We start from the raw sequence: 13,090 nt of genomic DNA, 5'->3' as shown, positions 1-13,090 counted from the left end.
CAAGCCCTGGGTGCCCTCACCGAGGCGCGCATGAGAGCGTATTAGCTCGTGACGCGCCATGACGCCCCGGTCATGACCGCGTGGTTGCCGCCTGTTCATCGAGCTCTTCGTGAGTCTTCTCCTTGGCCGGCTTCCCGGCTGGCAAAGCAAGAGCAGCCAGCGCAGCCACGAGCATGAGTCCCGCGATCACCAGGAACGCGACGCGGTAGCCCTCGACGAGCGCGTCGGGGTGACCGCTGTCCTTGCTTGCGTGAGAGGTCACGTTGGATGCGATGTTCACCAGCACGGCGAGGCCGACGGCTCCGCCGATCTGGCGGGATGTGTTGAGCAGTCCGGAGGCGGCGCCGGCGTTCTTGGGTTCCACGCCGGTGGTGCCGCTGATGGTGACGGCGAGCAGCATGATGCTGACGCCGAACCCACCGACCATGTTCGGGAGGAGGATGTGCGTCACATAGGCGGCGTGGGAGGTGATGGTGACGAGACAGGCGACGCCCGCCGCAGCGAGGAGGCCGCCGACCACCAGCATGATGCGGGGGCCGACCACGAGGGTGAGGTGGCGGGCGGTGATGCCGCCGATGATGAAGACGACGGTGATGGGCAGCATGGCCATGCCGGTGCGCAGCGCGCTGTAGCCCAGAACCTGTTGGCAGTACAGCGAGAGGAAGAAGAACAGGGCGGTCAGCGTCACCCCAAGGCAGAACATGAGCAGATTCGCGATCCGCAGTGTGCGCGGCCGGACGAGGTCGAATGGGATGAGCGGGTGCGGGCTTCTGCTTTCGGCCACCAGGAAGGCGGCGGTGAGGAGGGCGGCCGCGAGCAGCGGGATCACGACACTCGGTGCACCCCAGCCCTCCGCGGATGCCTCCGAGAGTCCGTAGGTGAGTGCCCCGATCCCCGAGGTGACGCAGAGGGCGCCGGGCAGGTCGAGCTTGATCCGCTCGGTGCTGCGGGAGGGGAGAAGGAACAGGACCCCGGTGACGAACAGTGCGATGCCGGGCGGGATGTTGACGAACAGGACCCAGCGCCAGCTCAGTTCCGCGGTGAGCACTCCGCCCAGGACCACGCCGATCAGGCCCGCGATGCCGCCCATCACGCTCCACAGCGACAGGGCGCGCTCGCGCTCGTGTTCGTCGGTGTGGCTGGCGGTGATCAGGCTGAGGCTGGTGGGAGCCAGCGCGGCGGCGCCGGTGCCCTGGGCGATCCGGGCCGCGATCAGAACGGTCCCGTCGGATGCCAGGCCGCCGATCAGGCTGGCCACGGTGAAGACGACCGCTCCGAACAGGAAGACTCGCTTGTGTCCGTAGAGGTCGCCGGCCCTGGCCGCCAGGGGCAGGAAGCCGCCCAGGGTGATCAAGTAGCCGCTGACGACCCACTGTTGAGCGTCGGTCGACAGGTCCAGCCCTGTCTTCATGTCCGGCAGGGCGACGGTGACGATGGTGGAGTCGAGCACGACCATGAACAGGGCGAGGCAGGACATGGCCACGACGACGCCCAGTGGCAGATTGGGCCGCAGGACAGGGGGTGCGGACGCGCTTCGGATCTCAGGCATGGAGTCTCCTCATCGGCTGAACGACCACGAGCAAGCACCACTGAGTGAACACCGTTCACTGTGAACGGCGTTCACGCTACAATGCCGCAAGTGGGGTGTCAATCAAGGGAGAACCGATGCCACTGAGCAAAGCCAAGGTCGTCGACGAGGCCCTACGCCTGCTGGACACCGAGGGCCTGGATCAGCTCACGATGCGCAAACTCAGTGCAGCACTGAACGTTCAAGGTGGCGCTCTCTACCGGCACTTCCCGAACAAGGAGGCGCTCCTCGACGCGGTGGCCGACAAGATTGTCGAGGGCATCAGCGAACCGCTGCCCGATGTCCCTTGGCCCGAGCAGATCCGGATTCTCGGTAGCCGGCTCCGCGCGGCTCTGCTTACCCATCGCGACGGTGCCCGGGTAGTGGCCGGCACATTCGCTCCCGGAGCCAACACCGTCATCGGCTCGGACGTGTCCGTGCAGGTGCTGTGCCGGGCCGGCCTGCCCCCCGCCCAGGCGGGCTGGGTCACCTTCGCCCTCTTCTACTACGTGCTCGGCCACGCCATCGAGGAAGAGGCCCAGCTCCGCCTGCCGCCCGACCATGACTGGCGGACCCGCACCGATTCGCTCGACGTCAAGGTGTCACCGCAGTACGCGGCGGCACTCGACTCGCTGTCGACCACGAATCCGGCGGAACGGTTCGACTACGGACTGAACGTCTTCATCGAGGGACTCCTCGGCCTACAGACGACCCAGCCGCCGCAGGGAGAGACGGCCTTGTGATGCCCCGCCAGGCGTGAACAAATCCGCGCGCTCGCCAAGCGCCACGAACTCCGCTGCGGCCAGGATCTCTCGACCCTCCAACCCACGGCCAACTCCGTGCATGATCAGCTGTCCGCGTCCGGGGCGCCCCCTCCCGGGGCGATCAGCCCCGTCTCGTAGGCGAAGACGACGGCCTGGACTCGGTCGCGCAGGTCCAACTTGGACAGGATGCGGCCGATGTGGCTCTTGATCGTGGTCGGGCTGAGATGGAGCCGGGAGGCGAGTTCGGCGTTGCTGAGACCCCTGGCGAGCAGGCGCAGTACCTCTAGTTCACGCGGGGTCAGGGTGGCCAGGTCACGGTGCGGGGCGACGGTCTGGGGTTCGTTGTGCTTGGCGAAGCGTTCTATCAGCCGGCGGGTGATCGTGGGTGCGAGGAGGGCATCGCCGGACTGCACCAAGTGCAGGGCGGCCACCAGATGTTCCGGAGAGACGTCCTTGAGCAGGAAGCCGCTGGCGCCGGCCGTGAGTGCGGCGTAGACGTAGTGGTCGAGGTCGTATGTGGTGAGGATGATGACCCGGGTCTTGCGCAGATCGTCACTGCCGAGGATGCGCCGGGTGGCCTCGATACCGTCCATCTCCGGCATCCGGATGTCCATGAGAACGACGTCGGGCCGCGTGAGACGGACCGCTGCGACAGCCTTGGCCCCGTCAGCCGCCTCAGCGGTCACCTCGATGCCGTCCGCGGCCAGAATCATCTTGAAGCCTGTACGTACGAGGGCCTGGTCGTCCGCGATGACCACGCGCAGCGGCGGCCTGTCCGCCGTCATGACGCGCTCCGCGGGATACGGGCCATGACCCGGTAGCCGCCGGCGTGTGTCGGCCCGGCCGTCAACTCGCCTTCATAGACGGCCAGTCGCTCACGCAGCCCCAGGTGTCCACGGCCGTTGCCCTCCACCGTCGAGGAGCCTTTCGTGCCGCCGGTGTCCGTGACCTCGATCTGCAGATTGGTGTCGGTGTAGCCGATGGAGAGGGTCGCCTCGGCGCCGCGTGCGTGTTTCATGGTGTTGGTCAGCGCTTCCTGTATGACGCGGTACGCCGCGAGGTCCACGCCCGGTGGCAGCGGCTGCGACGGCAGCGAAAGCCCGACACTCACGGGCGTCCCGGCAGCGCGGACTCGCGCGACCAGCGCGTCGAGCTGCGCGAGTCCGGGCTGAGGCTCCAGGCCGTCGGGCTTCTCCTGGTCCGTGGCTGCCAACAGGCCCATCACATGGCGCAGTTCTTCCATGGCGGCCCGGCCGCCCGCCTCGACGGCCAGTAGTGCTTCCTTGGATTGCTCCGGCATCACGTCCATCACTTTGCGTGCCGCGCCTGCCTGGATCACCATCACGCTCACATTGTGCGTGACGACGTCATGCAGTTCGGCGGCGATGCGGGCACGCTCCTCCTGAACGGCCCGCCGTGTGGCCTGTTCCTGAGCCTCTTGCAGTTCGGTGACTCGGTCCCTGCTGGAGGCCAGTCGTAGTTGCAGGAAGCGGACGAAGCTGGCCAGCATCCCGGCCACCAGCAGCACGAAACCCGGGCTGGACCATCCTGGGACCACCGGATCCGCATGGCGGAAGGCGATGCCGGACAGTACGGCGGCGGTCACCAGGCCGGCTATCGCCATGATCCGGTATCGGCTGTGCACGACGGCACTGTAGGCAGCGACGACGCAGGCAAGGACGGTGATCCAGGAGGCGGAGCTGCCGATGGCCAGGCTCGCGGCAAGCACTGTCACGAAGACGGCCAGCGGGTAGCGGCGCCGGAACACGAGCGGCAGCGTCGACACGAGGACCAGGGCCCAGGGCACAGGGGGAAGGTCTTCTTCCACGGGTGCTTGATCAGGGCCGGGGGTCGGCGGGGCCGGGATCCCGGTGCCGTCGTCGATCTTGGGTGGGTCGATGGTCACGGGACCGTCGCCGGGGTAGCGCATCGCGACGTACAGAGCGGCGAGGGTCAGGACGATCGCCAGCGCCACATCGGCGCGTACCGCTCGTCCGGGCAGCGGGGCGGCCTTCGCCTCGGGCCGCAGGGCGTCGAGGAGCTGTCGCTGCCTTGCGCGCCAGTCTTCCGTATCCATCCGCATATTGTGCTGGGTTCTGCACCCGGCCCACGTCCGTCTGACTGACCAGGGCACCGTCCTTGGGTCCTCGTCCTCAGGTAGGAGTCTGCGGCCGGTTCGTCCGCGGGAACGGGTTGATGTTGGTTCCTCGGCCGACGCGCCCCGCCGGTAGCCGCCCCTAGGTTCACAGGGCCGGCAACGGCATGCGCCTCTCACGACCGTAAGGACGGGCCTCTCGTATGAACCGTAAGGACGGGCCTCTCGTATGAATCAAGTGATCGAATGAATCAAGTGATCGAGCTGGAGCATGTGGCGAAGTGCTACGACAGCGCCGGCGCGCCCGCGCTCGGACCGCTCACGCTCAGCGTCGCCAGGGGTGAGGCCCTTGCCGTGACAGGTCCTTCCGGCAGCGGCAAGTCCACGCTGCTGAACCTCGTCGCCGGTCTGGACAAGCCGACGGACGGCGCTGTGATCGTGGCCGGGCGGCGGATCGACCAGTGGAGCGAGCACGCCCTCGCCAAGTTCCGTCGCGCGCACATCGGCATGGCCTTCCAGTTCTTCAACCTCCTCGACGACCTCAACGTCACCGACAACATCCAGCTCCCTGCCCAGCTGACCGGGGCCAGCCGGCGCGACGCCGCGTCCCGCGCGGGCGAACTCATGGAGATGCTGGGCATCCAGAAGCACGCACGCGCCTACCCGGGCCGACTGTCCGGGGGTGAACGCCAGCGAGTCGGCGTCGCCAGGGCGTTGGTCAACAAGCCCGAGCTGCTGCTCGCCGACGAACCCACCGGAGCGCTCGACACCGCCTCGGGTCACGACGTGCGCAACCTGCTGATGGATCTGCACCGCGGCGGCCAGACCATCGTGTTGGTGACGCATGACCTGTCACTGGCCGAGACGGTCGCCAGTCGCACGATCCACCTGGTCGACGGTCACCTCGCCCGCGACACGTACGCGCAGGCCGTCCGATGAGCCTGTTCGACGCCTGCCCGCTGAGCCGGGTCGTGCGCTCCGGGGTGAGCCGACGACGGGTGCAGACCGTGGTGATCGCCATCGCCACGATGATGGCCGTGGCTTCGGCCGTGGTCGCCGGGTCGCTGATGGTCGCCGCGGCCGCGCCCTTCGACCGAGCCTTCACGAAGCAGCGGGGCGCGCACATCACCGCCCAGTTCGATCCTGCCGAGGTGAGCACGGCGAAACTGGCGGCGACCGGAAACCTGGACGGCGTCACGGCGAGCGCGGGACCGTACTCCTCCACGGCGTTCCGCCCGGTGGATCAGACAGGATTCCGGCTTCCGACGCTGACCCTGGTCGGGCGGTCCGGTGCGGGCGGTGCCGTGGACCGGGTGGAGTTGAAGTCCGGCCGGTGGGTGCAGAGGCCGGGCGAGATCGTGCTCAGCACGTCGTTCGAGGGGCCGGGCACGGAGATCGGCTCCACCCTCAGGACGTCGGGCACTGCGAACGCCCAAGCCCTCAAGGTCGTCGGCTTCGCCCTGTCGACCAGCAAGACCGCCGACTCCTGGGCCGCCCCGGCGCAGGTCGACGCGGTGGCGTCGCAGGGCCACCCCGTCACGCATCAGATGCTCTACCGCTTCGACTCCTCGGCCACGAAGCAGCAGATCCTCGCCGGCCGGATGAAGCTCGACTCCGCCACGGGCTCCGGAGCACTGCTGGGTACGCAGTCCTGGCTGGACACCAAGCGCGCCGCGGATCAGGGCGCGGCGGCGACCGTCCCGTTCGTGATGGCTTTCGGTGCGCTGGGCATCGTGATGTCGGTGATCATCGTCAGCAGCGTGATCAGCGGGTCGGTCGGCACCGGTCTGCGCAGGATCGGCATCCTCAAGGCCATCGGCTTCACTCCGCGCGAGGTCGTGCGCGCCTACGTGGCCCAGGCGATGGTCCCGGCGGTCGCCGGCATCATCCTGGGGGTCCTGCTGGGCAACCTCTTGGCCGTGCCGATGCTGGCGGACACGGAATCGGTGTACGGCACCGTCTCGCTTTCGGTGGCGTGGTGGGTGGATGTGGCAGTACCGGCCGCAGCCCTGCTCATCGTGGGGCTCGCGGCGCTGATTCCCGCGCGGCGGGCCGGAAAGCTGCACACGGTCGAGGCCATCGCGGTCGGCCGGGCGCCGCGCACGGGGCGCGGGCAGCGGGCGCACCGGGTGCTGGGGCGGCTGCCGCTGCCGCGACCGGTGACCTACGGTCTCGCGACGCCCTTCACACATCCGATCCGCGCCCTCGCGATGGTGCTCGCGGTGGCGTTCGGCACGATCGCCGTGACCTTCGCGGTGGGGCTGACCTCGTCCCTGGGCGCGATCAGCACGTCACAGGATCCAGAGAGCCGTGCCTCGGTCACCGTGACGACGAGCAGGATGAACAACATCGCACCCCCGCCGCCGCCTCCCGACGTGGCCGCCGAGGCGAGCCCGTCTCCCGTGGCCCGCAGCGTGCCGGACCCGACCAAGGCCAAGACCAAGGTCAAGGCCGCCGACCCGGCGAAGGTGCGTTCCGCCATCAACTCCCAGGCCGGCCTGGACTCGTACTACGGCAAGCTCCAGACCGAGGTCGTCGTGGCCGGCACCTCCGGTTCGGTTCAGGCCAGCCTCTACGAAGGCGATTCACAAGACGGCAGCTACGAGATGCTCTCCGGGCGCTGGCTCACTGGTGACGGGCAGGTCGTGGTACCCACCCGCTTCCTGGAGCGGACCGGCACCAGGGTCGGCGACACCGTGCGGGTGACCTACGAGAAGGAGAGCGCCGACCTGACAATCGTGGGCGAGTCCTTCGACACGTCGGGCAACCAGCTGGAGATCCACGCGGACATGGCCGACTTCCCGTCGGCCGAGCCCAGCACGTTCCTCGTCAAGGTGAAGGCCGGCGTCTCGGCGGACGACTACGCCCACAGGCTCGCGTCGGCGGTGCGACCACTGGGCGGCGACGCCACGACCACCCCCCCGGCGGAGCAGAAAGGGGTCATCCTCATCATGCAGGCGATGGCCGGGCTGCTCACTCTCATGCTGGTCGCCGTAGCGAGCCTGGGCGTGCTCAACTCCGTCGTCCTCGACACCCGGGAACGCGTCCACGACCTCGGCGTCTGCAAGGCGATCGGCATGACACCGCGGCAGACCGTGAGCCTCGTGCTCGCCTCGGTGGCCGCGATCGGTGTGGTCGGCGGGCTGCTGGGCGTACCGGTGGGGTACGTGCTGCACGGCCTCGTCATGCCGGTCATGGCACGCGCCGTGGGCACCACCATGCCGTCGACGGTGCTCGATGTGTACGGCCCGACTCAGCTGCTCGCGCTGGGACTTGGTGGTGTGGTGCTCGCCGTACTGGGTGCGCTGGTCCCGGCGGGCTGGGCGGCCAGAACCCGTACGGCGACCGCACTACGCACCGAGTAGCACCATGACCGCTCGGCAGTGTGACGCGTGGCCGAGCTGGCCGGGCTGGCTGATATGAGCGTCCGCACACTGCACCACTACGACGACGAGATCAGCCTCATGAAGCCGCCCTCCGACCGTCCCGCCAGCGGCACTTCGTACGTGAACTGCGGCTGCCCGGCACCGGCCGGGGAAGGACAAGCCCCGCGCCCACGCCGCAGTCTGCGCAAGGTTCACCGAGCGCCGCGCCCGTACGAAGGCCAGGTGCTCGGCGTCGCTGATCGGCGCGACCGTCAGCGTCACGGGCAGGGACATGGGTGCTGGTTCGCGGCAGGCCATGACGCCGGCCAAGTCGGCCGTGTGGTGCCGGCGCGTATCGGCTTTTCGATACGACGACGATATGCGGAGCGACATGACCTGAGCGGGACACGGCATCTGCCGGCACGAGCGGGGTCGGCCCACCCCGCTCGTGCGGCCGTGCACCTGCCGAACGGCCATGGGGCTTCTACTGAGCCGTGAGGTCCGGGGCGACCTCCGCGCCCGGTACAGGTGGCGCCTCGGTGACGTCGAGGAAGACCTGGTCGGCCTGCGGCCAGCGTTCGGCCACGCCGGATTTGATGCGCACCATGACGAGTTCCACCACCTCGCTGTCCCGGCCGGGCGCGAGGTCGATGCGGGCGGCGACGAGCGTCGAGTCCATGCCGAGCCGCATCGTGAGCAGGCTCGCGACACGGTCGATCTCGGGCTGCTCGGCGAGGAAGTGGGCTATCTCCTCGCGCAGTTCGGGGTCGACGGCCTCGCCGATGAGTTGGTCCCTGGCCTCCTTGCCCAGGCGGTAGGCCACCGCGATGAGCAGCAGGCCGATCGCTATGGAGGCAGCCGCTTCGTAGACGACCTCGCCGGTCGCCATGTGCAGGCCCATGCCGATCATCGCGAGGGTCACGCCGAGCACGGCGGTACCGTCCTCGGCGATGACGGTGCGCAGGGCCGGGTCGGCGCCGATGCCGCCCTCCTGTTGCCGCACCTGCCACAGTGCGCGGACCAGGGAACCACCCTCGGCGAGGAACGCGACTCCGAGTACGACGAGACCGATGATGTAGCCGGTCGTGGTTTCGGAGCTTTCGGAGCGCAGGGCCTCGACGCCCTGGAAGATGGAGAAGCAGCCACCGGTGACGAAGATGCCGACGGCGGCGAGCAGCGCCCAGAAGAAGCGTTCCTTGCCGTAGCCGAAGGGGTGCTGGGGGTCTGCCGGTTTACGGCTGCGGCGCAGCGCGGCCAGCAGGAAGACCTCATTCATGCTGTCGGCGACCGAGTGGGCCGCCTCGGAGAGAAGCGCGGGTGAGGCCGCGAACAGTCCGCCCGCCACCTTGGCCACGGCGATGACCAGGTTCGCGGCGAGAGCCACCCACACGGTGGTCTTCGTCTCCTGGTCCTTCGACGACTTGTTCCTCGCGGCCTGCTCGCTTGGCGCTCGCTCGGCCGACGCCGGTCTGCTCGACGGTTGCTCGGTCGACGGCTTGGCGGTCATCAGGCCTCGCAGTTCTGGTAGATCTCGGGAGTGCTTGCTGTGGACAACACGCCGTCGTGTACCCCGGCGGTGTCGCTCCAGACGTACAGGAGCCGTCGTTCACCGTGTGATCCACGCCCAGGTGTCATGCCCCTGCCGTACTCGGATAGGGTCCGCCTGCACCGTGAGCGACTGACACGGGGCGCGCATCGTTCCCTTTCCTCACGTACGGGGTACTTACGGCATGGATTTCGTTTTCCACCTGCTCTTCCCACTGATCATCGTGCTGATGCTCTGGGCTGCCTACGCGATCGTGCGCCGAACGCGGGAACGGCGCACGGCGTGGGAGAGCGGACTCACCGCGTCGGCGCGGGTGGTGCGTGCCTGGGTAACTGTCCAGATGGTCAACAACGTGGCGCGGCGGATCCAGTGGCACGAGTACGACTTCACGACGGCGGATGGTCTGGCTGTCCGGTTCAAGGAATCAGGTGGCCCGACGAGCCGGGAGCCGGGCGACGAGACGCGCGTGTACTACGCGGGCGACGAGCCGGACAAGGCCACAGCCTCCGAGCCCCAGCCAGGTAAGGACATGTTCGGGATGGTTTTCGGTCTCGGCGTCCTTGGGGTGGGCGTCATCATCATTACCAAGGTGATGATCCAGTACTGGTGATCGCGCAGCCTCTGGGAACGAAACTGCTCCCTCAGGCGCGCGGGGTGAGTCGTACGGTCAGGATCTGGAACGGCCGCAGATCGAGCCTCAACCCCGCGGCGTCGCGGGTGAGTTCCGGTGCGCCCGAGAGGGGGCGTTCCAGCAAGTCGGTCAACGTGGCGTCGGACAGTGGGAATCCAGCGCGCAGGGTCGTTGTCGCGCGCCCGCCGAGTGACTCGTAGAGTCGCACGATCACGTCTCCGGAGGAGTCGTCCGCTAGTTTGACCGCCTCGATCACGACACCGTTGTGGTCGACCTCGACGAGCGGTTCGACGGTAGCCGTGCCGGCGACACTGCGTTCGGCGAGGTTGAAGCCGTAGCCCTCGCGGATGGCGTCGCCTATGTCGGCGCCGAGCACCAGGCCGTAGCACAACCGGTGTTCGCCCTGGTCCGCGTCGGGGTCGGGGAAGAGTGGGGCGCGCAGGAGCGAGAGCCTGGCGGTGGTCGTCGTGCCGCCGTCGGGGCGGACGTCGCGGGTGACGTCGTGGCCGTAGGTGGAGTCGTTGACCAGGGCCGCTCCCCACCCCGGCTCGCTGAGGTAGAGGTAGCGGTGGGCGCAGATCTCGAAGCGGGCCGCGTCCCAGCTGGTGTTGGAGTGGGTGGGCCGCTGGACGTGGCCGAAGGGGATCTCGCTGGTGGAGTGGGCGGCACGCACGTCCAGGGGGAACGCGGCCTTGAGGATCTTCTCTCGTTCCCGCCAGTCGACGGTGGTGTCGATGTCGAGGCGGCAGGAGCCTTCGCTCAGTGTCAGGAGCTGGCGGATGCGGGAGTGGTTGACGGTCCGTACGACCTCGATGGCGTCGCCGCGGGCGGTGACCTTGTCTGCCTGGGTGAGGTCCTGCACGGTGTTGCGGTAGAAAGCGTCGACATCCCAGGCGTCCCACTGGTTGGGGAAGTCCTGGTGGAGTTGGAGGAGGTTGCCCACCGTTCCCGGGGCGAGTGCCTCTCGGCGGGCACGGTAGTCGTAGGCGGAGGTGATCAGTCCACGGGCGTCGACCGTGATGCGGATCAGTCCGTTGTCCAGGATGAGGCTGTCGCATCCGTTGTCCAGGACAAGGCTGCCGCCGTGACTCGCTTGTACGGGTACCGTCCGCGGCGATGCGGGGCGGGGTGTGCCGCCGAGGGCGGGCACGCCGTCGCGGTCGTGCGGAGCCGCGTTGAAGACGACCTCGCTGCCGTCAGGGGCAGGTGGGCCGGCCAGTGACCGCTGGGCCGTGTCGATGAGCGTGTTCAGTTCGCGGGCGGCTTCCCCGTGGGCCTGCTCGGTTTCCCGGTGTACCCAGGCGATGGAGGAGCCGGGCAGGATGTCGTGGAACTGTTGCAGCAGGACCGTCTTCCAGATCCGGTCGAGCGCGGCGTACGGGTACGGCTCGCCGGTCCGTACGGCCGCCGTAGCCGCCCACAACTCCGCCTCGCGCAGCAGGTGTTCGCAGCGGCGGTTGCCCTGCTTGGTGGCGAGTTGGCTGGTGAGGGTGCCCCGGTGGAGTTCCAGGTAGAGCTCACCGACCCACACAGGCGCGTCCGGGTATTCCTCGTGGGCTTTGGTGAAGAAGTCGGCTGGGCCCTCCAGTTCAACCTTCGCGGAGCCCTCCAGATTCGCCAGCCGGTCGGCGCGTGCCAGCATCTCGCGAGTGGGGCCGCCTCCGCCATCGCCGTAACCGAAGGGCACCAGCGAGCGGTTGGCGGCCCCCTTGTCGCGGAAGTTGCGTTCGGTGTGGCCGATGTCGGCCCCGGAGAGGTCGCCGTTGTAGGAATCGACGGGCGGGAAGTGGCTGAACACGCGGGAGCCGTCGATGCCCTCCCACCAGAAGGTGTGATGCGGGAACGCGTTGGTCGTGTTCCAGGAGATCTTCTGCGTGAGGAACCAGTCGATGCCGGCGAGCTTCATGAGCTGGGGCAGTGCGGCGTTGTAGCCGAAGGTGTCCGGCAGCCACATGTCCCGCGTCTCGATGCCGAACTCCTCCAAGTAGAAACGCTTTCCGTGGACGAACTGGCGCACCAGGGACTCGCCGCCGGAGAGATTGGTGTCGGGCTCGACCCAGAGACTGCCGGTCGGCAGGAACTGCCCGCTCGCCACCTTCTCCCGCACCCGGGCGTACACCTCCGGGCGCTGCTCCTTGAGCCAGGCCAGTTGCTGGGCCTGCGACATGACGAACTTGAAGTCGGGGTGATCATCCATCAGCGCGGTCACGTTCGAGACCGTGCGGGCCGCCTTGCGGACGGTTTCGCGTACCGGCCACAGCCAGGCCGTGTCGATGTGGGCGTGGCCGACGGCCGAGATCTGATGGGCGCCCGCGTGTGCGGGTGCGGACAGCGCCGGGGCGAGGAGAGTCCTGGCCTGCCCGGCGCAGCCGGCGATGTCCTGGAGGTCGATCGCGTCGAGAGCCCTGCTGACCGTGTGCCGGATCTGGCTGCGGCGGGTGGAGTCCTCGGGCAGTTGGTGCATCAGCCCGGACAGTACGTCGAGGTCCTGGACCAGCTCCCAGACCGTCTCGTCGAAGACGGCAAGGTCCATCCGCGTCAGCCGGTAGAGCGGTTCTCCGGCCGGCTCGGCGGGACCCTCGCCGCGCAGCCAGGGGGCGATGTCGCCTGCCCGCGTGGGCACGTAGGGGTCGCCCGCGGCGTCGAAGTCGAAGATCAGCGGGTTGGCGGCGGCCTCGATGTGAAACTCGAAGTCCTCGCCGCCCTGGGCCTGTTCGGCGACCAGGAGCCAGGTGTTACGCGGGTTGAGCGCCTTCACCGGAGTCCCGTCCGGCCGGTGGACAAGCCCCTCGGCGGAGAAGCCTGGCTGGGTGGCGGCGAAGCCGAGGTCGAGCACGGCTTCGACCCGCTCCCCCGCCCAGTCGTCGGGGACGGTGCCACTGATTTTGATCCAACTCGTGGACCAGGCCGACCCCCAGCGGGTGCCGGTGGCGACCGGCTCGTAGGGCCCGGCGATCCCTTCCTTCACCGGTATGGGTTCACCGAAGGTGTGGTGGGCGCTCACTTCGAGGGGGAGGCTGCGTGCGTGGACTGCGGGCCTGAGGCGTTGGTCGAGTACCCGGGCGAGCCGGCGTTCGGTCAGCGTGCGGTCGTCGTGCATAAGACTCCGTCCAAAGTTCCGC

At 68.4% G+C, this 13,090-nt stretch carries 9 protein-coding genes; 4 read left to right on the top strand and 5 right to left on the bottom strand.

Annotation, left to right across the window (positions count from 1 at the left end; translation table 11 throughout):
* Positions 1-70 precede the first annotated feature (70 nt).
* Positions 71-1,549, bottom strand: a complete 1,479-nt coding sequence (locus ACIBCK_RS34890) for an MFS transporter (protein ID WP_399396805.1) — start codon at positions 1,547-1,549, stop codon at positions 71-73.
* Between the two features lie 116 nt (positions 1,550-1,665).
* Here ACIBCK_RS34890 and ACIBCK_RS34885 point away from each other — a divergent pair, with 116 nt between their 5' ends.
* Complete coding sequence (locus ACIBCK_RS34885; RefSeq protein WP_399396803.1) at positions 1,666-2,310, top strand: TetR/AcrR family transcriptional regulator C-terminal domain-containing protein; 645 nt, start codon at positions 1,666-1,668, stop codon at positions 2,308-2,310.
* A 104-nt stretch (positions 2,311-2,414) separates the two neighbouring features.
* Here the strand turns inward: ACIBCK_RS34885 and ACIBCK_RS34880 are convergent, their stop codons facing one another.
* A complete protein-coding gene (locus ACIBCK_RS34880) occupies positions 2,415-3,116 on the bottom strand; it encodes a response regulator (RefSeq protein WP_399396802.1) in 702 nt (233 codons plus the stop codon).
* Positions 3,113-4,408, bottom strand: coding sequence for a sensor histidine kinase (locus tag ACIBCK_RS34875; RefSeq protein ID WP_399396800.1), 1,296 nt, complete (start codon positions 4,406-4,408; stop codon positions 3,113-3,115). The genes ACIBCK_RS34880 and ACIBCK_RS34875 overlap by 4 nt, the downstream gene beginning before the upstream one ends.
* 264 nt (positions 4,409-4,672) lie before the next feature.
* Here ACIBCK_RS34875 and ACIBCK_RS34870 point away from each other — a divergent pair, with 264 nt between their 5' ends.
* Complete coding sequence (locus ACIBCK_RS34870; RefSeq protein WP_399396798.1) at positions 4,673-5,365, top strand: ABC transporter ATP-binding protein; 693 nt, start codon at positions 4,673-4,675, stop codon at positions 5,363-5,365.
* Entirely contained in the window at positions 5,362-7,791 is a 2,430-nt protein-coding gene (locus ACIBCK_RS34865) for an ABC transporter permease (RefSeq protein ID WP_399396796.1), read from the top strand. Before ACIBCK_RS34870 ends, ACIBCK_RS34865 begins: the two co-directional genes overlap by 4 nt.
* Positions 7,792-8,275: 484 nt before the next feature.
* Here ACIBCK_RS34865 and ACIBCK_RS34860 read toward each other — a convergent pair whose 3' ends face one another.
* Entirely contained in the window at positions 8,276-9,298 is a 1,023-nt protein-coding gene (locus ACIBCK_RS34860; protein WP_399396794.1) for a cation diffusion facilitator family transporter, read from the bottom strand.
* A 223-nt stretch (positions 9,299-9,521) separates the two neighbouring features.
* Between ACIBCK_RS34860 and ACIBCK_RS34855 the strand changes: the two genes are divergently transcribed.
* The gene (locus tag ACIBCK_RS34855) at positions 9,522-9,947 is read left to right on the top strand and encodes a DUF3592 domain-containing protein (protein ID WP_399396792.1); all 426 of its coding nucleotides are present in this window, start codon (positions 9,522-9,524) and stop codon (positions 9,945-9,947) included.
* A gap of 31 nt (positions 9,948-9,978) precedes the next feature.
* Here the strand turns inward: ACIBCK_RS34855 and ACIBCK_RS34850 are convergent, their stop codons facing one another.
* Positions 9,979-13,068, bottom strand: a complete 3,090-nt coding sequence (locus ACIBCK_RS34850; protein WP_399396790.1) for an alpha-mannosidase — start codon at positions 13,066-13,068, stop codon at positions 9,979-9,981.
* Positions 13,069-13,090 lie beyond the last annotated feature (22 nt).

Source organism: Streptomyces sp. NPDC051218 (assembly GCF_044455475.1).
GTDB lineage: Bacteria > Actinomycetota > Actinomycetes > Streptomycetales > Streptomycetaceae > Streptomyces.
Note: the sequence above shows the minus strand (reverse complement) of the source record. Positions and strands in the feature narration are given on the sequence as shown.